Consider the following 19,960-nt stretch of genomic DNA (forward strand, 5'->3'; position numbering starts at 1 on the left):
GATCCTCAATGCCTCATTTGTCCATGGTTTCCCATTCCAACGCGCCCTTCTTCCAAACCCAAAAGTAACCCACCAACAAGATGCCGACGAAGATCAGCATCTCAATCAGCCCGAACCAACCCAATTGCCGGAATGCCACCGCCCAAGGATAGAAGAAGATCACCTCGATATCGAACAGGATAAAGAGCACAGCGATCAGGTAGAAACGCACCGGGAAGCGTCGTTGGCCTTGGCCGATGGCGCGCATGCCGCTCTCGTAAGGCTGAATCTTCGTGAGGTTGTTCGCCCGGCGGCGCGGCCCGAACAGGATCGAGATGAAGACGACGAGGACCGCCAGCGCCGTGGAAAGGAATAACAGGATGAAGACCGGGAGAAAATCGTTCATGGCTCATTGAGCTCGACGAGACACGGCATACGGCCTGCCCGTTCGATTTCGCTTGAGAAGTTTATCACAAATAGTCGCGTCTCAGTCGCATGTCCTGCGCTTTCAGACGGCTTCGGCGTCATGCCAAATGCCGGGCGATGACCTCGACCGGATGGAGCGCGGCGCGGCCGGTGAAATGCGCGATCTGCTCTCGGCATGAAGTGCCGGGCGCGACGATCAGCGTCTCGGCGCCGGCCGCTCGCACAGCCGGCAACAGCGCCAGCTCGCCGATCCGCTGTGACAGCGCGTAGTGCTCCGCCTCGTAGCCGAACGCGCCGGCCATCCCGCAACATGTCGAATCTACCTCGCGTACGTCATAGCCGGCGGCTGTTAAAAGTGTGCGCGTTGCGCGGGTGCCCCACAGCGCCTTTTGATGGCAATGGCCGTGTAGCAATAGCCCTGGCCTGGCATCGTTTCGCGGCTCAGGGAAGGATACGCCCTGCGCGACGAGGAACTCCTCGACGCTCTGCGTCATTTGCGCCACGATCTCGGCATCCTCGCCCGGGAGTAGATCGGGGTAGTCGTCGCGCAGCGCGCTGATGCAGCTTGGCTCGATGCCGAGGATGGGCACGCCTTGCCGGGCCAGCGGCGCGAGTTGCGCCAGGTTGAAGCGCGCCCAGGACAACACAGCTTGCGGTTGGCCCTGAGAGAGGAGCGGCCGGCCACAGCACCGCCAGGGCGGCACGATCACCGCGCGGCCCGCCGCCTCGAGCACGTGCACCGCAGCGATGGCGACTTGGGGATGGTGGTATCGCGAGAAGGTGTCCACAAACAGCACTACCCGCGGCCTGGCCGAATTCGGTGGGCGCGCATCAGCCACGCGCGCCCACCAACGGTCGAACGTTTGGCGTTGGAACGCCGGCAGCGCGCGCTCCGGCGCGATGCGCAGCAGGCGCTTGCTCAGCGCGTGGTTCACCAGCCAGTTGGAAACCGGCGCGAACGCCGATGCGAGGGGCGCGAATGACGCGATCCTTCCCAGCAGCCAGGCGCGCAGCGGCAGGCCGCGGGTTTCGTAAAAGTGCGCCAGGAACTCGCTCTTCAGCTTACTCATGTCCACGCCGGCGGCGCACTCGGTGGCGCAGGCCTTACAGCTCAGGCACAGGTCGAGGGCCGCCTTCACCTCATCCAGTGAGGGCTTGCGGAAGGGTGGATGGGACGCGAGCGGTGAAGCGCCGTCGGTCGCGCTGGCCGCCGGCTTTGCGGAGAGGAATTCGCGCAGCAGATTGGCTCGCCCGCGGGTGCTATGCATCTCCTCGCGCGTGGCGCGATATGACGGGCACATCACGCCCCCTTCTTGCTTGCGGCATATGCCGTTGCCGTTGCACTGCTCCACCAGCTCCACAAAGCCGCCGTCCCGGCGAAAGGCGAAGGTGGTCGGCAGGGAGCGGGCGGCGTAATCTGGGCCATAGCGCAGATGCGATTCCATCTCGGCTGCGCGCACCTTCTTGCCGGGGTTGAGCAGCCCGCGTGGGTCGAAGGCATCTTTGAGCGCGCAGAACGCCTGATATACATCGGGGCCGAAGAGCGCTTCGTTCTGATGCGAGCGCTCGTAGCCGTCGCCGTGTTCGCCGCTCATCGCCCCGCCCAACTCGCGGCAGAGCGCCAGCGCGTCGCGGGCAATGCGCTTAAGCTGCGCTACACCGTGCGACGTGCGCAGATTGACCAGCGGCCGGACGTGTAGGACGCCGGCGCTGGCGTGGGCATAGAACGCGCCTTCGGTGTCATGCGCGGCGAAGATCGCGCTGAGCCGCTCGACGTACTCGGCCAGCCGTTCCACCGGCACGGCGACGTCCTCCACAACGCTGACCGGCTTGGCCTGGCTGCGGATGCTCGTCAGCACGTTCAGGCCGATCTTGCGCACATACCACACGTCGGCCTGCGCTGCCGGGTCGAACAGCGGGCGCAATGCGCAGGGCAGATGCTCGCGCGCGACCAGTTGCCGGAGGCGCTCGACGCCGGCGCGCACATCGGCCTCGCTCTCGCCGTCGAATTCGACGACTAGCAGCCCCTCCGGCGTGGCCTGGCCGTCCAGCCAACCGACTCGCCCGCGACACTCCGGCAGCTCGCGCGCAATGCGGATGAACATGCCGCCGATCAGCTCGATGGCCGCAGGATTAGTCGTGAGCAGCGCCGGCACCGCACGCATTGCTTCAACCAGGCCATCGAATGCCGTGATGACCAGCGCCGTGTGTTTGGGCTTGGGGAACAGGTGCAGCGTGGCTTCGACCACGACGCCTAAGGTGCCCTCTGCCCCGGCAAACAACGGCGCCAAGTTCAGTTGGCTAACCTGGCGCAGATGGTTCTCCAAGTTCTCGCCTTGTCGCCTGGTGTTCGCTTCGGTCAAGCAGGCGGTCGGCCGGGCCGGATCGTAGGTCAGCATCTCGGCCACGTAGTCCAGGTTGTAGCCGCTGGCGCGTCGCCATACCTTGGGAAAGTCGCGGCGGATTGCTTCTTCCCAGCGACGGACGATCCCCTGTACTCTCTCAACCAAGTGACGAGGAAACAAGGTGGCCGGGTGATTCCCCCCGTCCCTTTGTCCTCCCATTCCCTTGTTGTGCTCGTTTGGGCCGAACTCCGCCGGCGTCCCATCGGCCAACACCACGCCGAGCGCGGTGACGTTGTCGGCGGTCATGCCGTAGCGGATGGAATGCGCGCCGGTCGCGTTGGCGCCGATGACGCCGCCGACAGCGGCGCGTTCGGCGCTGGCCGGATCGGGGCCGAACTGCAGCCCGTGTTGTGCCAGGCGTTTGTTCAACTGTCCCAGCACCATGCCCGGCTGCACGCGGACGGCGCGCCCGCTGACGTCCAGGTCGAGCAGCGCGTCCATGTACTTGGTGAAGTCAATGACAACGCCTGGGCCGATGGATGAGCCGCACAAACTGCTGCCGCCGCCGCGCGGGGTAATCGGTATGCCGTATTCTGCGCACAGCGCCACCGTGGCGGTAACGTCATCCGGGGTTTTCGGCAGCACCACACCCAGCGGCATCATTTGGTAGTTGCTGGCGTCGGTGCTGTAGATGAGGCGAGTCGGCGTGTCGAAGCGGACTTCGCCGGCCACATGGCGCGCAAGCGCCCGCGCCAGCGGGTGGTCATCAGGGATAGAACGCACGCGCCAATTTTATGCGCGGGTCATGCCGGCGCTTGCGCGGGTTGCTCCTCGGCGATGGTGCGGCGCGCCTGTTCCTCTTCGCGTCGCCCGGATTCGGCGATCGCGCGCGCCATGTTCACAGTCAATAAAATGGCGAGGCCGACCACGAAGAAGATCACCACGGACAGAATCGCCGGGCGCAAGTTGCCGACGACCTGATTGACAAAGCCGAACAGGAAAGGCCCCATCCAAGACGTGCCGCGTTCGCTGATCTCATAGATCGAGAAGAATTCGGCTTCCTGGTTCTTCGGAATCATCTGCGCGAACAAGCTGCGGCTGAGCGCCTGGCTGCCGCCGAGCACGGTCGCGATCATCGCGCCGAGGATCCAGAACTCCAGCTCGGCGCGCGGGATGCCCAGCGCCGCAGGGCTGTAGTCGCGCATCCCGAGGAAGGCGTAGATGACCGCGCTGCTCCAAATGACCAAGCTGGTGACGAGGGCGCGCTGGCCGCCGATGCGGCCGGCCAGCGCGCCGAAGAACAGCGCGCCGAAGAACGCGACGAACTGAATCATCAAGATCAGCAGCGTGAGCCGTTCGACCGGGATGCCCAGGCCGCCGCGAATGGCCGGCGCTGCGGCGAACAACGTGGCTGCGCCGATCACCGTCTGGATGCCGTCGTTATAGATGAGATAGGCCAGCAGGAACTTGGCGGTCTGTGGCCGGCTGCGCGACTTGCGCCACAGAAAGACGCCGATCATGATGACCGGGCCGACGACCGCGATGAAGATCGCTTCAAGGGGCAGCCTGAGCGCCGAGACCAACGGGAAGAGGACAAACACGAGCAGCGGCGAGAGCAGCAAACTGGCGACCGTGCGCGGGGGCGTCTCCATCGTCTCGCCGAGCTGATCGAAGGCGACGCGCAGGATGCTCTTGCCGGCCGGAAGCCGGCGCGCGCGATGACGCGGGCGCAGCGTGAGCCACGTCCAGACCGACCAGCCCAGCCACCAAATGCCGGCCGAGGCCAGGTTGATGCGCACGGCCAGGCCGCTGTCCAGGCCGAGACGGTCGCGCAGCAAGAAGAGGATCAGGTTGATGACGAGCAACACCCCGCCGCCCAGATAGCCCATGGCCCAGCCGAAGGACGACACGCGGTCGCGCGCTCCCTCGCTGGCGATGTCGGGCAGATAGGCGTTGTAGAAGACGATGGCGGCGCCGAAGCACAAGTTGGCGAGGATGAACAGCACGCCGCCCAGCCACCACAGGTCGCCCTGCACAAAGAACAACAGCGTCGTCGCCAGGCCGCCGATGATCGCGAAGCGTTGCAACATCTGTTTGCGGCGGTGAGCGTAGTCGGCGATGGCGCCCAGGATGGGCAAGAAGCCGGCCTGCAGCACGACCGAGAACGCGATGCAGTAGGGCAAGAACGAGTCTGGCGCGACCGGCAGGCCGAAGAAGCGCGCCTGGCCATCGGGGCTGGCCTTGGCTGCTGCGTCGGCCAGCGAGGCCAGATACGGGCCCAGGAACACCGTGCCCACGGTGGTGCTGAAGGCGCTGTTCGCCCAGTCATACATCGCCCAGCCGATGATCTCACGGCGATTGTTGGTGGGTTGCTCGAGTGGAAGCTCGGCTGCGGCGTTTGCTTGGTTCTGAACGTGCATCGTGCGTGTAGTGTGCCGGCTTTCGGTGAAGGCAGGTTTAAAAACGCTTCCGAAGTTCCAGAAACTTCGGAAGCACATCATTTCTCACCATTGGCCCTCAAAACGCTCTTCTTGCCACACGCGGGCGACGTTGTGATAGCCCGCCTGTTCCCAGAAGCCGGGGCGGTCGGTCTGAGTGAATTCCAGGGCGCGCAGCCACTTGCCGCCCTTCCAGAAATAACGTGTGTCCGGGTCTTTGGCGTTCTCTTTGGTCGCGCCCACGACCACGCGCAGGGGATAACCATGCTCGGGATCGAGCGGCTTGCCATCGTATTCGATCGCCAGCAGCGTCGTGGGCTTCATGAAGTGTTGCAGGTCAAGGTTCGTGGTGAAGCCATACTCGCAGTGCTCGATCACAAAGCGAGCGGTGGGCTTGAGTTGGATGATGCCTTGCTCGATCAGGTCCGGCAGCCAAACCCCTTTCCATCGCGTGTCGAACTTGCTCCATCGCGTGACGCAGTGGATGTCCATGGTGATCTCGCGCATGGGCAGCTTCAAGAACTCCTCCCACGTCCACTGCTTAGGCGCTTCGACCTCGCCGTAGATGCTGAAGGTCCATTGGCTCATATCGTAATGTGGCACCGGCCCATAGTGCAGGACGGGGAACTTCTCGGTCAGCGACTGGCCCGGCGGCAGCCTGCCCATCAGCTTAAGCTCGTTTTCGCGCTCTTTGCGCGGGTTGAACAGATTCATCTCTCCTCTCCTGGCTATCGGTTTCACTAGCAGGTTGACAACGCCGCCTGAGCATACCTGATGCGGCGCGCTCACGGCGAGTGCTTGAGCGCCGGCGCAGGAGGCTCTTCGCATTCTCGCGCCGGCGGCGCGTCCGGCGGTCGGGCGGCGCGCGATGGCTGCTCGATCGGCGATTCCACGAGGCCCTCTGGCAAATCCTCGGCTTTGCCGCGTCGCGGCAAGTAGAAATCGAAGACCAGCGCATATACCGCGCCGATGAATGGCACGCCGAAGATCACGCCCCAGAAGCCAAGCAACTGCACGCCGACGCTAATGGCCAACAGTGCGACCAGGCCGGGCACGCCGACCAAGTCTTTCGTCAAGCGCGGCATGATGCCATAGGCGACGAACTGGTCGAAGGCGAACATGAGCAGCACGACCGGCAGTACGGCGTCCGAATTGACGATCAGCACCACAATGGCCGCAAACGCAATGCCGATCGGCCCGCCGATCAACGGCACAAAAGAGGATAGCGCGAAGACGATCGCCACCACAACGCTGAACTTGAGCTGGAATAGGCCGAAAACGATGAGCGTGAACAGGCCGCGCAACATGGCGCCGATGAACTGGCCGCGCAGATAGCCGCTAAAGGCGCGGTCTACCGCCGTCAGCATGGCTCGCGCCGTCTGATGAGTGCGCTGCGGCAGCACCATGAAGAGCTGTCGGATGAGCAGACGATCCTCGACCACGATGTATAGGCTGAGGACGAGCACCAAAAAGAACTGGCCGATGAAGCTGGCCGTAAATGCGGCGACGTTCAGCACCTGCGTCGCGGCGATGCCTGCGGCTTGTGTCACGGCGCCGGGGATGTCCTGACTGGCGATGAACTGCTCCAGTGCGGCAGGATCAAGCCCAAAGCGCGCCGCGAAGCCGGCCCAGAATTCAGCCAGTTGCTCGGGCAAGGTTGCAGCGAAGCCCGGTATGCGGCTGATCAAGTCGGCGGCTTGCGGGATGATCGTCGCCGTGGCGACGGTCACGCCGCCGATGAGGGCGATGAGGAAGATGAGATATGCGACGACGATGGCGACCGACATCGGCAGCCGGATGAGCCGAAGCTTGTCCGCGGGCAAAGTCGGATAATGCTGCTCCAGCCGCTCGATCACCGGCGAGGGAATGATGCCCGTCTGCAGTTGGACGACGAGTGGCTTGATGAGAAAGGCCACGAACCACGCCGCCACCAAGGTCGAGAGCACACCGCCCAGGAATTGCCCGAACGTCCATACGCGCTCGACGATGAACAACAGCAGCGCGATGATCAGCAGGATCAACGCAAGGCGAACGAGGCGAGAGTGTCCCATGTCATCATTACAAGACAGCGCTTCTCAACAAAGCCAGCTCCGAGCTGAAGCCCGGCCCCAGCGCGCCCATCAGGATGTATTGGCCTGTCGCGATATGATTCGTTTGTAACGCGCGCTCCAGCACGAAGAGTACCGTCGGCGAACTCATGTTGCCACATTCACACAGCACGTTGCTTGACGACTGCAAGGCGATTTCGCTCAACCCGAACGCTTCGCGGTAGGCTTCGATGACGCGCGCGCCGCCGGGGTGAAGCACATAGTGCGATAAGTCGCTCCGGTCGAGCCGACATTCATTCAGGAACGCGTCCACCACCGGCCGCATGTCGCGCGCGATGCGGGCCGGAATCTCCGGCGCGAAGACCACCGATAAGCCGGTGTCCACGACATCCCACCCCATGACGTGCTCCGAATTGGGGAAGAGGTATGAATGGGAAGCGACATATTGCAGCGTCGCTCGGCCTGCCAACGTGCGGCGCCGCGCCCACGCCTCGCCGGCTATCACTGCCGCTGCTGCGCCGTCGGCGAAGATCGCCGTAGCCACAAAGTTCTTCTTCGAGAAGTCGTAGAACTGGAAGGTGATGCTGCACGTCTCCACCGCGACCAGCAGCGCGAGTGTGTCGGGGAAGGCGCGCACGAATTCGGCAGCGCGGGCCAGTCCGGCGACGCCGCCGGCGCAGCCCAGCCCCCACACCGGCAGTCGCTTGGTGGTGGAGCGCATGGCGAGTTTGGCGATCAGGCGCGCGTCTAGGCTCGGCGTGGCTAGTCCCGTGGTTGAGACGAAGACGATAAAGTCCACCTCGCGCGGCGAAACGCCGCCTCGGTCGAGCGCTTGTTGCGCGGCCGCCATGCCCAGCGCCTCGGCGCTGCTGATGTAGAGGTCGTTGCGCTCTTTCAGGCTGTGGTGGGGGGTGGAGAACCATTCGAGTGGGGCGACGAAGTGGCGCTTGGCGATGCGTGCGTTGCTGAAGATGCTCATCAACTGGCCGTGGCGTGCGAGTCTGCCTTCGAAGTGGCGCAACGAAAACGCCGCAGCTTCTTCCTGCGTTACGGCGTAGGGAGGCAGCGCTGTGCCGACAGACAGAAGATAAGCCATCGTTACCGGTGTTGCATGTCACGCGCTCACATCGCCTTCAACCTGACCACGGTGACGCCGTCGCCGCCTTCGCCCTCCAGGCCGGTCTCGAACGACTGGACCGCGGGGTCTGCTTTGATCGCGTCGCGGATGGCGCGCCGGAGGACGCCCGTGCCTTTGCCGTGAATCAAGCGCACGAACGGCAGGCCGGCGCGCGCCGCGCGGTCCAGGTAGTCTTGCACGCGCGCCACACCTTCCTCGGTCGTCAAGCCGCGCAGGTCGAGTTCGAGGGGCGGGGGAGGGACACGCGGCAGCGAGACGACTTCGTCGCGCGCCTCGCGCTGGGTCTTGTGAAGCAGTTCGCCCGCGCTGATGCGTTCCAGGTCGTTCAGCCGCACGCGCGTGTGCATGCGCCCGATCTGCACATCGGCTTCCTCACCATCCACGGCGTTGACCTCGGCGGTGACGCCGAGCGACCGGATGCGCACCGTGTCACCGGCCTGGATGGCGTCTTTGCGCAGCGGCTCGCGCGGCGCCGGCTGTGGCGCGCGCGCCGCCGCGGCTTCGGCCAGTTGCTCCACCGCTTGCTTGATGCGCTTTACCTCATCGAGCGGCCCGCCGGCAGCGACGATGCGGTTGTGCAGGCGGCGCACTTCGGCCCGCAACTGCTCGGTCTCGCGACGGGCCTCTTCGCGCGCTTGCGCGATGACCGCCTTGCGCTCGTCCTCTATGGCGTTCAGGCGAGCGCGGATGCGCTCGGCGTTAGCCTCCGCCTCGCGTTGCGACTTGCGCGCGGCTTCAAGCGCGCGCTCGGTCTGCTGCTGCAGCCGGGCGATCTCGGCCAGCATGTCTTCCGCCCGCGCGACGTTGGCATCCAAGTAGCGCCTCGCTGCGGATACGATCGCTTCGGGCATGCCCAGCCGTTGCGCGATGGCGAATGCGTTCGATCGGCCGGGCAGTCCGATGGACAATTGGTAGAGCGGGCGCAGCGTCTCGTAATCGAAAGCGACGTTGGCGTTCGCAGCGCCTGGCGTCAGCGATGCCCAGGCTTTGAGTTCAGGATAGTGCGTGGCGACGACGCAGACGGCGCCGGTTTGGAGCAGGTGTTCCAGGATCGCGCGCGCCAACGCTGCGCCCTCCGCCGGATCGGTGCCGGCGCCTAATTCATCCAGCAATACCAACGCGCGCTCGTTCACGCGTTCGAGGAACCCGCGCAGATTGGTCAGGTGCGCGCTGAACGTTGAGAGGCTCTGTTCGATGGACTGCTCGTCGCCGATGTCGGCGTAGACCGCCTCAAAGACCGGCAGGCGCGCCTGCGCGCAAGGGATGTGCAAGCCGCACTGCGCCATCAGCGCCAGCAAGCCGATCGTCTTGAGCGCGACGGTCTTGCCGCCCGTGTTCGGCCCGGTGATGACGAGGATGCGGACGCCCTCCGGCAGCATCACATCAATCGGCGTCACCGCGTCGGGATTCAGCAGCGGATGTCTCGCCTGCAGGATGGTGATGCGAGGCCCGGACAAGCCCGACTCGCCCTCGTGGGGCCTATCCCCCTGTCCGTCTGTTCCCCTGCGGTTGTCAATCTGTGGCTTCACGCTACGCGTCGCCTCGGCATACTTCGCCTTAGCCAGCGCAAGGTCGAAACGCGCGATGGCCTCGACCGTGCGCGTGATGCTATCGGCTTCTGCGCCGACCCAGCCGGACAACGCCGTCAGCACGCGGCGCACTTCGCGCGCTTCGGCAAGTTGCAGCTCGCGCCACTCGTTGTTGAGCTCCAACGTGGCCAGCGGCTCGATGAAAAGCGTCATGCCGCTGGCGCTTTGGTCATGCACGATTCCGGGGATGCGTCCCTTGAAGTCGGCCTTGACCGGGATGACGTAGCGGCCGTTGCGCTGCGTGATCAGCGCCTCTTGCAGATACGGCGCGTTGCTGAGGTCGCTGACCATGCGCTGCAATTTAGCCAGCAGCCGGTCGTGCGCCGTACGCACTGCGCGGCGGATGGCCGCTAAATCCGGCGAGGCAGTGTCGCGCACTTCGCCCCTATCATCAATGCAGCGGTCGATCTCGGCGATGAGCGCGCCGTTCGGCTCGATAGCGTGAACGATGGCGGTGAGGTGCGGGTGAGGCTCACCGAGGCGCGATAGAGCGCGCTGAATGTTGCGCCCGCTCAGCAATGTATCGCGGATTTCCAGGAGGGCCTGCGGCTCCAGCACGCCGCCACGGGCGGCCAACCGCGCGGCTTCGCGCACGTCGCGCGCGCCGCCGATGCCGAGTTGGTCGTTTTTGCCAAGCACATCGCGCGCCTCGGTGGTCTCGGCCAATCGGCGCTCCACTTCCACAGGATCCGTCGCCGGTTCTAGCGCGCGCGCCAGCGCTGCGCTGGCGGAGAAGGAGCAATATGTTGCCAGGCGATCCAGGATCTTTGGTAGCTCAAGCGTATGGAGATGCTTGGCAATCACGTCGAGATTGTAGCATTGGCGTCCGCTTTGTCGCCGACGCTCGGCGCTAAGCTCCCTCTTGCCTGCGCGGGCGGTACTGCAATGCCTCCGCAAGGTGAATGGAGGCGATCCGGTCGCTGCCGGCCAGGTCGGCGATGGTGCGCGCCAGCTTGAGCACGCGGTGGAAGGCGCGCGCGCTCAGTTGCAACCGGTTCATGGCAGCTTTCATCAGGCTGCGCCCGGCTTCATCGAGTTCGCAATAGCGCCGCAGGTCGCCCACGCCCATGTCGGCGTTGCAAGTGAGCGATGTGCCGCGGAAGCGATGCGCCTGACGGTCGCGCGCCGCCTGGACGCGCGCGCGAATCGTGGCCGATGACTCGCCCGGGCGTAGGTCGCTGAGCTTCTCGAAAGGCACCCGGGTGACCTCTAAATGGATGTCTATCCGGTCCAGCAATGGGCCGCTGATCTTCTTTTGGTAGGCGCTGATCTGGGCCGGCGTGCAGGTGCACGGCCTGATCGGGTCGCCATACCAGCCGCACTTGCAGGGGTTCATTGCTGCGACGAGCTGGAAGTTGGCGGGGAAGGTGAGCGCGCCGGAGGCGCGTGAGATCGTCACGACCTTGTCCTCCATCGGTTGGCGCAGCACCTCCAGGGTGCGCGCGTCGAATTCGGGCAGCTCGTCCAGGAAGAGCACGCCGCGATGTGCCAGCGAGACCTCCCCCGGCCGCGGCAGCTTGCCGCCGCCGATCATGCCGGCATGGCTGATGGTGTGATGCGGCGCGCGAAAGGGGCGTTGCTGGATCAGCGGCGTATCCGTGGGCAGCATGTCGGCCACGCTGTAGATGCGCGTGATGTCGAGCGCCTCTTCGAGCGTCAGATCGGGCAGGATGCCGGGCAAAGCGCGCGCCAACAGCGTTTTGCCGGCCCCGGGCGAGCCGATCATCAGCACATTGTGCCCACCGGCGGCGGCCACTTCCAAGGCGCGTTTGGCGGTTTCTTGTCCTTTGATCTCTGCGAAATCGGTGATCGGTGAAGGCGCGATCGGCGCTGTGGACGGACGCGCCGGCAGGCTTGGCGCCGCAGCCTGCAGTGGCGCTGTCCCGTTCAATCCGCTGACCAGTTGCCCCAGCGATTCGACAGCGATGACCTCGATGCCGTTGATCAGCGCTGCCTCGCCGGCGTCGGCAGCCGGCACGAAGATGCGGCGAAAGCCCTGCGCCTGCGCGAAGGCTGCAGCCGGCAAGACGCCGCGCACATGTCGGACGGCGCCATCCAGCGCCAGCTCACCCATCACCATGGCGCCGTCCAGGCAGCCCGGGGCGAGCTGCTCCGACGCCATCAACAGGCCAAGGGCAATCGGCAGATCGTAGCTGGGGCCGATCTTCTTGAGGTCGGCTGGGGCAAGATTGACCGTGACGCGGTTGGTGGGGAAGCGCAGGCCGCTGTTGCGGATGGCGGCGCGGACGCGCTCGCCGCTCTCCTTCACCGCGGCATCGGGCAGGCCAACCAGCGTCAATGTCGCCAAACCGCGTCCGCTGTCCACTTCTACCTCGACGATGTGGCCCTCTAGCCCGAGGATGGCGCACGAATAGACTTTAGCCAGCATGGATACCGCCGATGATAGCGTGCTCGCGCATACAATCAATCGCATGTTGAAGCGGCGTCCCCTGCCGGTGGACGAGGTGTTTTTCGATTGCGATAGCACCCTTTCAACAATCGAGGGCATTGACGAGCTGGCGCGGCTCAAGGGCGTGGAGGAGCGCATCGCCGCGCTGACCAATGCGGCCATGGACGGGCGCATCCCGCTTCAGGAGGTCTATGCCGAACGGCTGCGCTTGCTGGCGCCGACGCGCGCCGACTTGCGCGCCATCGAGGCAGCCTACAAGCGCACCGTCACGCCCGATGCGCGCGAGACGATCGCGGCCCTGCACGCGCTGGGGCGCAAGGTGTTCATCGTCAGCGGCGGCCTGGCCGATGCGGTTGTTGGCTTTGGCCTGTGGCTGGGGGTGCCGCGCGAGCGGATTCATGCCGTCGGCTTGTCCTATAACCAGTTGAGCGGACGCTGGTGGGACTATCAGCGCTGCAGCGAGATCGGCAATCCCGATGAGTCGTATCTAATGTACGACGAGTCGCCGCTGACCACGCAGCATGGCAAGGCCGAGGTCATCCGCCGGCTGCGGGAGCGTGGTTGCCGGGCCATGCTGGTGGGCGATGGGTCGAGCGACTTGGCGGCGGCCCACGCCGTCAACGTCTTCGTCGGTTTCGGCGGCGTCGTGGTGCGGCCGCTCGTGGCAGCCAATTCCCCCATCTTTTTGCGCTCACCCAGCCTATCCCCGGTGCTGTTGCTGGCCTTAGACGATGGCGAGGGTGAGCATCTGCCGGTGAAGCGCCGTGCCAGGCAACTCATCGAGGCCGATCCGCAGGCATTGGTCGTGTGCACGCACTGAGCGTCGGCGCGGGCGGGGTTCAGGTATGCCGCGCCAACGGAACGTCGCGCCGCACCGGTTGCACTTCCGGTTGTGGCTTCCAGACGATGTGCTCCTGCACGACCATGTGGGTGCGCACCGTCTCTGCGAATACGAGCGAGTCTAGGTCTTCCACGAAGTGCACGCCGCACGGTATCTGCCCGTGCGCCATCGCGCGGATGCCGGCCAACACGCCGACGGCGACTTGGCGATAAGTGTCATTCGTGCCGCGCAAGTCGCGGTTGTGCATCACATTGAAGATCCGCACATCGCGATCGTCGTATTGCAACCATACGCCGACGAGGTCACTGCCGGCGAGGGGCACGGTCACGTTGTCGGCCAGCAGCAAGTCCGCGACGGTCAATCGGTCGTTGCTCAGCCAACTCGATCGCAGCGCGGCCAGCGACGCGGGGTGAATGCCGTAGGTGAACGACGCCGGCAGGTTGAACCGCCGCCCGAGGGTGACGACTTCCTCATGCAGCAACAACATGCCGCGCGGATAGCTGGATCGCGCGACGATCGGCGCTAAATGCGGGCGCATGTCCACCGGATGGCTGAGCGCGTTCGGCCGAAGCCATTCGATCTCGCCGCCGTCGCTTAGCCTTCCGCCGGGCTCCTCCGCGATCTCGTGCAGGAACTCCTTGCGCGACCAGGTGATAAACGGCGCGCATTCGTGCGGCGGCATGTCGGCCGGCGCAGAACTATCGAATTCGAAGAAGGCGATCTCATGCGGCCGGCCATGGCGCACGATAGCTTGGCTGACCCAGTGATTGACGATGCCGGGGTTCATGCCGGTGCAGAGCAGATGCGGCCGACTCGCAAACTCGGCTCTGCAAGAGAGGATTTGGGCGTGCTGTTCCGGCACCGTGAAGCGCTCGTCGTTGAGCATGGTGTTGATGTAGCTGGCGCCGGCGCGGTGCGTCGCCTTGAGAATAGGGAGGCTGCGCGCGTCGGTCAGGTCAAGGACGATTCCGATGGCGTGTCGTGTACAGATAGGCGCCAATTCGGCATCGGCGCGCCGGATGTCCAGGTGGTGCTCGATAAAGGTGTAACGCAGGGCGCGATGATCCAGGAAGGGTGAATCGGTCACGCCGCGTCGCCCGTCCATCAAGACCAGCTCGCCGAACTCGTGGCGGTATTCGGGCAGGAGTTGTAACAGGGCCTGGGCGACGCCGCCGGATGCGCCCAGGATCAGCAGGCCAGGGGGAAGGCGCGACGTTCGATAGCGTTCTTCCATATCGCGTTGCTCTCTCGGGCCGGCCGTAGGCGATGACGGCGGGGGCGATGGCCGGCCGGCAACCGGGAATGATTGAGCGCGCGGACTTGGACGGGAGCTGAACGAAGCGAGCGCCTTAATTCTACCCTCAGGCAATTTGGGACTTCCGGGTGCCTGAAGGCAGTGGCGGATGGCTATAGGTCTCGACAAGCCCAGCGCGCGCGACATCACCGCGCGCCCTCGGCGTATACGGCGAAGCTGGCAACGTTGGGCGTCGCCGTGGTCAGCAGCACGTCGAAGGGCAAGACGCCGTTCGGCGCCAGCGGTGCCTCGCTCAGGGCGAAGTAGCGGTAGCCCACCACGCGCCGCTCGGCGTCGTAGATCGTCACCAGCAGGCGCACTTGGTTGGCCGTATCGGCGGTGGTGTTGGCAATCTCGCCGGTGACGCGGAACTGCGGCCCGTCGGGCCGGCCGGTTACGTTTCTGATGGCGAGCGGGATGATGAACGCGCGGGGGTCGGCGGCTTCTGCGCGCAGCGGCACCACGACGAACTTGGCGAAGCCTGGTGGTGGGTTGGTGAATAACACGCGGAATGGCGAGGTCTGGTTGACCGGGACAACGCTGAGGGGAACAGAGGCGACGGCGCTCTGCAACGCATTGCCGGCGTCGTCTTGGAGCGTCACCAGCACCTTCACGTTGCTCATACCTGTCGGCCCGGGGTTGAACACTTCACCCATCACATCCAGGCTGCCCGCCGGCGAGCGGACGGAATTCAAGCTGCGTATCTCATAAGGCACCGGCGTTGGCGAGGGGAGGAGTGAGCCGTCGGATGGGGCCGGCTGTCGCAACTGCGGGATGATCAACCGCTGGCCGATTTGCAGGCGCGTAGCGTCGAGGTTGCCGTTGGCGGCGATCAGTTCGGCGACGCTCACGCCGAAGCGATTTGCGATGGGGATCAGTGTGTCGCCGGCTTGCACGATGTAGACCACCGGCGTGGGCGTGGCGGCCGGTTGACTGGGCGCCGGCGGCGTTGCTGCAACGAGCGTGGGCGTGGGCCGTGGAGTAAGCGTGGGCCGCGGGGTGGGCAAGGTGACCGTAGGGGGCAGCGTCGGCGGCTGGTTGCTCACTGCGCCCGAACAGCCGGAGATCATCAGTGAAGCGAGCAGGCCGGCAGCATACGTAAGCGACGCGCGAGGCAACACGCCAGCATTATACCGATACAGCTCAACCCCCTATAATGACATGGTCATGGTCAATCGGCTTTACACGCGCACCGGGGATGATGGCTTCACCAACCTGCTTGGCGAAGGGCGCGTCGCCAAATATATGCCGCAGCCAGAGGCATACGGCACGGTGGACGAATCGAGCGCTGCCATTGGCATCGCGCGCGCCGCAGCGCAGAGCGAGCGCACGCGCGCGTTGTTGCTCACGGCCCAGCGCGATTTATATCACCTGATGGCCGAGCTGGCTGCTACACAACAGGCGGCGCCACAATTTCGCAAAATAGACGCGCAGCGCGTAGCCTGGCTGGAAGAGCAGACTGACGCCATCACCGCGTTGATCCAGCTTCCCAAGGAATTCGTCGTGCCGGGCGACTCGCTGCCGGGCGCGTACCTTGACCTGGCGCGTACCGTCGTTCGTCGCGCAGAACGCCTGGTCGTGCATCTCGTGCACGATGGCCTGGTGGAGAACGTGGAATTGGTGCGCTATCTCAATCGCCTGTCATCGTTGTTGTTCGTGCTGAGTTTGTATGAAAATGCCCTGGCCGGCGTGAGCAATGTGACGCTGGCGAAAGGCTGAACGATCCGATGGCTATCCTGCCTGAGCGGTTCAGCTTGGGTGGGTATGCGTAAAATATCTGCGCGCTCCGGCGCTATATCGTACGTCTTCGTTCAAGCGCATCCATGTTGCTGCGCTGCGATGAACCACCGACAGCGATGTGGTGTTCTACCTATCAACGCCGAGTAAGCGCTTCGGCTCGCGTGTGAGCGCCCTGGCTGTGTCCAATTCAACAAGGAATCCGATGAGCGCATAAGCCGGCTCGGCGCATGTCGAGGAGAAACATTTTACGGAGAAGTAGATGGATAAAGAGAATCTCGTTGCACTTTACCGGCAAATGGTCCTCATCCGCGTGTTCGAGGATCGCGCGGCAGAGATGTATGCCAAAGCGAAGATCGCCGGCTTCTTGCACCTCTACAACGGGCAAGAGGCGGTCGCGGTTGGGTCGGTCTCGGCGTTGCATCCCGATGACGATGTGGTGGTCAACTATCGCGATCACGGCTGGGCGCTGGCGCGCGGTTCGTCCGCGCGCGCAGTGATGGCCGAGCTGTTCGGGCGCGCGACGGGCACCACCGGCGGGCGCGGCGGCTCGATGCACCTGGTGGACGTGAAGAACCGCTTCTGGGGCGGCTACGCGATTGTCGGCGGCCATCTGCCGCTGGCGGCTGGGCTGGCCGCCGCAGCGCAGTATCTCAAGACCGGCCGGGTGACGCTCTGCTCGATGGGCGACGGCTCGACCAACATCGGCACCTTCCACGCTGCTATGAACTGGGCCAAGCTGTGGAACTTGCCGATCATCTTTATGGTCGAGAACAACCAGTACGCGATGGGGACGCACTACGACGTGCACAGCGCCGTGCCGATGATCCAAAAAGCCGCCGGTTACGATATGTATGCTGAACAGGTGGACGGCATGGACGTGATGGCGGTGCGCGAAGCGGTGTGTCGTGCGGCGGAGCGCGCGCGCAAAGGTGAAGGTCCTTCCTTCCTCGACGTGGTCACCTACCGCTACCGTGGCCATTCGATGGCCGACCCCGATGTGCAGCGCGACAAGGCCGAGATCGCGCGGTGGAAGGAGCGCGACCCAATCACCCGCTTCGCGACCGAGGTGTTGCTGAAGCGCAACCTGGTGACGCCGAAAGACTTGAATGACATCCAAAAGAGCGTTGAGCAGGAAGTCGAAGACGCGATCGAGTTCGCCGATAAGAGCCCGGAGCCTGCGCTGGACACGCTCTACGATTACATCTACCAACAACCCGTTCGGAATATGCAAATCGCTGGCTCGCTCATCCGCCCGCCCACGATTGCAAAAGACATCCCGACGAACGGCAAACACGCATGAGCCATGGCAGAAATCACTTATCGCGAAGCATTGAAGCGCGCGCTGCGTGAGGAGATGCAGCGCGATCCCACCGTTGTGATCTGGGGTGAAGATGTGGTGGCCTATGCGGGCGGCGGCGCATACGGCGTCACTTCTGGCCTGGCCAAAGAATTCCCCGGACGTGTGCGCGATACGCCTATCGCCGAAGAGGCGATCATCGGCGTCGGCATCGGCGCCGCCATGGGGGGGATGCGTCCGGTGTGCGAGATCATGACTGTCAACTTCACGCTCGTGGCCTGGGATCAGATCGTCAACCACGCCGCTAAGCAAAGCCACATGTTCAACGGCCAGATCAAGGTGCCGATGGTCATCCGCACGCCCAACGGCCACGGCCGCACTGCGGCAACGCACTCGCAGAACTTCGACGCCTGGTTCGCCCATGTCCCCGGTCTGAAAGTGGTTGCGCCGTCCACGCCCTACGATGCCAAAGGGCTGCTGAAGACCAGCATCCGCGATGACGACCCGGTCGTATTTTTGGAGCATCTGCAACTCTACGGCACGCGCGGCGAGGTCCCCGATGAGGAATACCTGATCCCCATCGGTGTATCGGACTACAAGCGGCGGGGCAAGGATGTGACCCTCGTGACCTGGGGGCGTATGACGATGGAGAGCCTGAAAGCTGCGCGCATCCTGGCCGAAGAGGGCATAGACGTCGAGATCGTGGACCTGCGCACGCTGCGCCCGCTCGACCTATCGCTGGCGCTGGAATCCGTCCACAAGACCAACCGCGTCATTGTGGTTGAAGAGGGCTGGCGCACGGCCGGCTTGGGCGCGGAGATCGCCGCGTCGTTACAGGAAATGGCGTTCAACGACCTGGACGCACCGATCGCGCGGGTGGCCGGCTTGGAAGTGCCGATGCCTTACGCGAGAAACCTGGAGCGCGCAACGCTCCCGTTCGCGGAAGATGTGATCGCCGCCGTGCACGCGATGATGCAGAAGCAATACTAAAATCGAGCACCGAGCGAGCAAAACACGAGAATATCCGCTCGACGAATGCTCGCTTCTCAGTGCTGCGTTCCAAAATATGGCTACAGAAATCACTATGCCCCAGATGGGGTTCGACATGACCGAAGGCACGATCGCCGCCTGGTTAAAGAAGGAAGGCGATCCTGTGGCGAAAGGCGAGCCGATCGCGGAGATCGAAACCGACAAGACGACCATCCAAATTGAGTCGTTCAGCAGCGGCGTGTTGCGCAAGATTCTTGCGCAGGCCGGCCAAAAAGTCCCTGTGGGCCAGGTCATCGGCATCATCGCTGCCCCGGATGAACCTATCGCGGGTGCGCCGCCATCCGCTTCGCCGCAGTCGGCGTCTCAACCGGCGCCGGAGGCGTCGAAGTCGAACGCGGCTCCCCAAACCGAGCCTCGGACGCAGCCGGCTGGCGCTGCGCCGCAGATCGTTCATCAGGGGCGGATTATCGCGACGCCGGTCGCCCGGCGGCTGGCCGAGGAGCGCGGCATTGACCTGCGCTACGTAAAAGGCACCGGCCCGGATGGCCGCATCACCAAGGCCGATGTCGAGGCGTTTGTGCCTTCGTCGCCTGCGCCGGTGAGCAAGCCGACGGTCAGCCCGGTCGTCAAGGCGCCGGAGCCAGTGCCGCCACCCGCGCCCGTCGCCCAGGCCGCAGCGCCTGCCGCGCCCAGCGTCATGCAACCGCTCACGCGCATGCGCCAGACCATCGCGGCGCGCATGGTCGCCAGCAAGCAGCAGGTGCCGCACTTCTACATCACGGTGGCCGTGGAGATGGACGCTGCCTTAGCGTTGCGCGCTCAGATCAACGAGTCGCTGAAGCCGGAGGGAGTGAAGGTCTCGGTGAACGACATGGTCATCCGCGCGGTGGCGCTGGCGCTGCGCCGCTTCCCCAACATGAACGCTGCATTCACGGCGGAGGGCATTCAGAGGCGCGATTACGTGCACGTCGCAAACGCCGTGACGGTCGAAGGGGGGCTGGTCACGGTGACCGTGCGCGACGCCGACAAGAAGACGCTCAAGCAGATCAGCCAGGAGATGGCTGCGTTGGCTGAGCGCGCACGGAGCAACAAGATGCAGCCGGGTGATACGGGGGGGCAGACGTTCACCATCAGCAATCTGGGCATGTATAACGTGGAGAACTTCATCGCCATCGTCAACCAGCCTGACGCCGGCATCTTGGCCGTGGCGACGGCAACGCCGACCCCGGTGGTGCGCGATGGCGAGATCGTGATCCGCACCATGATGAACATGACGCTCTCCGGCGATCACCGCCTGACCGACGGCGCTGAGGGTGCGCAGTTCATCAACGAGATCAAGCGTCTGCTCGAGAATCCCTGGAGCTTGGTGCTCTAGGGAGCGCCATGCGACGCCGCTTGCCGTCCCAGACGACAAGCGGCTTTTTT

At 64.5% G+C, this 19,960-nt stretch carries 15 protein-coding genes; 5 read left to right on the forward strand and 10 right to left on the reverse strand.

What is annotated here, in order from left to right; all coding sequences use genetic code 11:
• Nucleotides 1–13 precede the first annotated feature (13 nt).
• The 8 genes from GXH28_RS04625 to GXH28_RS04660 form a co-directional block, all read right to left on the reverse strand.
• The gene (locus GXH28_RS04625; RefSeq protein ID WP_169237849.1) at nucleotides 14–385 is read right to left on the reverse strand and encodes an NADH-quinone oxidoreductase subunit A; all 372 of its coding nucleotides are present in this window, start codon (nucleotides 383–385) and stop codon (nucleotides 14–16) included.
• Between the two features lie 118 nt (nucleotides 386–503).
• A complete protein-coding gene (locus tag GXH28_RS04630; RefSeq protein WP_169237850.1) occupies nucleotides 504–3,533 on the reverse strand; it encodes an FAD-binding and (Fe-S)-binding domain-containing protein in 3,030 nt (1,009 codons plus the stop codon).
• A gap of 20 nt (nucleotides 3,534–3,553) precedes the next feature.
• Nucleotides 3,554–5,170 carry an MFS transporter gene (locus GXH28_RS04635; RefSeq protein ID WP_169237851.1) on the reverse strand — a complete coding sequence of 539 codons (1,617 nt, stop codon included), beginning with the start codon at nucleotides 5,168–5,170 and terminating at the stop codon, nucleotides 3,554–3,556.
• 84 nt (nucleotides 5,171–5,254) lie between these two features.
• A complete protein-coding gene (locus tag GXH28_RS04640) occupies nucleotides 5,255–5,902 on the reverse strand; it encodes a sulfite oxidase-like oxidoreductase (protein WP_169237852.1) in 648 nt (215 codons plus the stop codon).
• Between the two features lie 71 nt (nucleotides 5,903–5,973).
• On the reverse strand, nucleotides 5,974–7,239 hold the full coding sequence (locus GXH28_RS04645) for an AI-2E family transporter (RefSeq protein ID WP_169237853.1): 1,266 nt from the start codon (nucleotides 7,237–7,239) through the stop codon (nucleotides 5,974–5,976).
• Nucleotides 7,240–7,246: 7 nt separating this feature from the next.
• The gene (locus tag GXH28_RS04650; protein WP_169237854.1) at nucleotides 7,247–8,332 is read right to left on the reverse strand and encodes a type III polyketide synthase; all 1,086 of its coding nucleotides are present in this window, start codon (nucleotides 8,330–8,332) and stop codon (nucleotides 7,247–7,249) included.
• 26 nt (nucleotides 8,333–8,358) lie between these two features.
• Nucleotides 8,359–10,767: an endonuclease MutS2 gene (locus GXH28_RS04655; protein ID WP_320447917.1), complete on the reverse strand. Its 2,409-nt coding sequence runs from the start codon at nucleotides 10,765–10,767 to the stop codon at nucleotides 8,359–8,361.
• Nucleotides 10,768–10,813: 46 nt separating this feature from the next.
• On the reverse strand, nucleotides 10,814–12,352 hold the full coding sequence (locus GXH28_RS04660) for a YifB family Mg chelatase-like AAA ATPase (RefSeq protein WP_169237856.1): 1,539 nt from the start codon (nucleotides 12,350–12,352) through the stop codon (nucleotides 10,814–10,816).
• Between the two features lie 43 nt (nucleotides 12,353–12,395).
• On the opposite strand from GXH28_RS04660, the gene GXH28_RS04665 reads away from it, so the two are divergent.
• On the forward strand, nucleotides 12,396–13,193 hold the full coding sequence (locus GXH28_RS04665) for an HAD-IB family phosphatase (protein WP_169237857.1): 798 nt from the start codon (nucleotides 12,396–12,398) through the stop codon (nucleotides 13,191–13,193).
• Nucleotides 13,194–13,212: 19 nt separating this feature from the next.
• On the opposite strand, the gene GXH28_RS04670 is transcribed toward GXH28_RS04665, so the two are convergent.
• Together GXH28_RS04670 and GXH28_RS04675 are read right to left on the reverse strand one after the other, a co-directional pair.
• Nucleotides 13,213–14,448 carry a saccharopine dehydrogenase NADP-binding domain-containing protein gene (locus GXH28_RS04670; protein ID WP_169237858.1) on the reverse strand — a complete coding sequence of 412 codons (1,236 nt, stop codon included), beginning with the start codon at nucleotides 14,446–14,448 and terminating at the stop codon, nucleotides 13,213–13,215.
• A 206-nt stretch (nucleotides 14,449–14,654) separates the two neighbouring features.
• Nucleotides 14,655–15,629 carry a LysM peptidoglycan-binding domain-containing protein gene (locus GXH28_RS04675; protein WP_320447918.1) on the reverse strand — a complete coding sequence of 325 codons (975 nt, stop codon included), beginning with the start codon at nucleotides 15,627–15,629 and terminating at the stop codon, nucleotides 14,655–14,657.
• A 46-nt stretch (nucleotides 15,630–15,675) separates the two neighbouring features.
• Between GXH28_RS04675 and GXH28_RS04680 the strand changes: the two genes are divergently transcribed.
• The 4 genes from GXH28_RS04680 (at nucleotide 15,676) to GXH28_RS04695 (ending at nucleotide 19,910) form a co-directional block, all read left to right on the forward strand.
• Nucleotides 15,676–16,227: a cob(I)yrinic acid a,c-diamide adenosyltransferase gene (locus GXH28_RS04680; protein ID WP_169237859.1), complete on the forward strand. Its 552-nt coding sequence runs from the start codon at nucleotides 15,676–15,678 to the stop codon at nucleotides 16,225–16,227.
• Nucleotides 16,228–16,507: 280 nt separating this feature from the next.
• Complete coding sequence (gene pdhA / locus GXH28_RS04685; protein WP_169237860.1) at nucleotides 16,508–17,548, forward strand: pyruvate dehydrogenase (acetyl-transferring) E1 component subunit alpha; 1,041 nt, start codon at nucleotides 16,508–16,510, stop codon at nucleotides 17,546–17,548.
• A 3-nt stretch (nucleotides 17,549–17,551) separates the two neighbouring features.
• Entirely contained in the window at nucleotides 17,552–18,535 is a 984-nt protein-coding gene (locus tag GXH28_RS04690) for an alpha-ketoacid dehydrogenase subunit beta (protein ID WP_169237861.1), read from the forward strand.
• A gap of 76 nt (nucleotides 18,536–18,611) precedes the next feature.
• The gene (locus GXH28_RS04695; protein WP_169237862.1) at nucleotides 18,612–19,910 is read left to right on the forward strand and encodes a dihydrolipoamide acetyltransferase family protein; all 1,299 of its coding nucleotides are present in this window, start codon (nucleotides 18,612–18,614) and stop codon (nucleotides 19,908–19,910) included.
• Nucleotides 19,911–19,960 lie beyond the last annotated feature (50 nt).

The sequence above is a fragment of the Candidatus Roseilinea sp. NK_OTU-006 genome, assembly GCF_012931985.1.
Lineage (GTDB): Bacteria > Chloroflexota > Anaerolineae > J036 > Brachytrichaceae > JAAFGM01.

What these genes read in the sequence shown, in the direction of transcription:
- GXH28_RS04625 (WP_169237849.1), bottom strand. Translation starts at nt 385, where the DNA reads ATGAACGATTTTCTCCCGGTCTTCATCCTGTTATTCCTTTCCACGGCG.
- GXH28_RS04635 (WP_169237851.1), bottom strand. Translation starts at nt 5,170, where the DNA reads ATGCACGTTCAGAACCAAGCAAACGCCGCAGCCGAGCTTCCACTCGAG.
- GXH28_RS04640 (WP_169237852.1), bottom strand. Translation starts at nt 5,902, where the DNA reads ATGAATCTGTTCAACCCGCGCAAAGAGCGCGAAAACGAGCTTAAGCTG.
- GXH28_RS04645 (WP_169237853.1), bottom strand. Translation starts at nt 7,239, where the DNA reads ATGGGACACTCTCGCCTCGTTCGCCTTGCGTTGATCCTGCTGATCATC.
- GXH28_RS04650 (WP_169237854.1), bottom strand. Translation starts at nt 8,332, where the DNA reads ATGGCTTATCTTCTGTCTGTCGGCACAGCGCTGCCTCCCTACGCCGTA.
- GXH28_RS04660 (WP_169237856.1), bottom strand. Translation starts at nt 12,352, where the DNA reads ATGCTGGCTAAAGTCTATTCGTGCGCCATCCTCGGGCTAGAGGGCCAC.
- GXH28_RS04665 (WP_169237857.1), top strand. Translation starts at nt 12,396, where the DNA reads ATGTTGAAGCGGCGTCCCCTGCCGGTGGACGAGGTGTTTTTCGATTGC.
- GXH28_RS04670 (WP_169237858.1), bottom strand. Translation starts at nt 14,448, where the DNA reads ATGGAAGAACGCTATCGAACGTCGCGCCTTCCCCCTGGCCTGCTGATC.
- GXH28_RS04680 (WP_169237859.1), top strand. Translation starts at nt 15,676, where the DNA reads ATGGTCAATCGGCTTTACACGCGCACCGGGGATGATGGCTTCACCAAC.
- pdhA (WP_169237860.1), top strand. Translation starts at nt 16,508, where the DNA reads ATGGATAAAGAGAATCTCGTTGCACTTTACCGGCAAATGGTCCTCATC.
- GXH28_RS04690 (WP_169237861.1), top strand. Translation starts at nt 17,552, where the DNA reads ATGGCAGAAATCACTTATCGCGAAGCATTGAAGCGCGCGCTGCGTGAG.
- GXH28_RS04695 (WP_169237862.1), top strand. Translation starts at nt 18,612, where the DNA reads ATGGCTACAGAAATCACTATGCCCCAGATGGGGTTCGACATGACCGAA.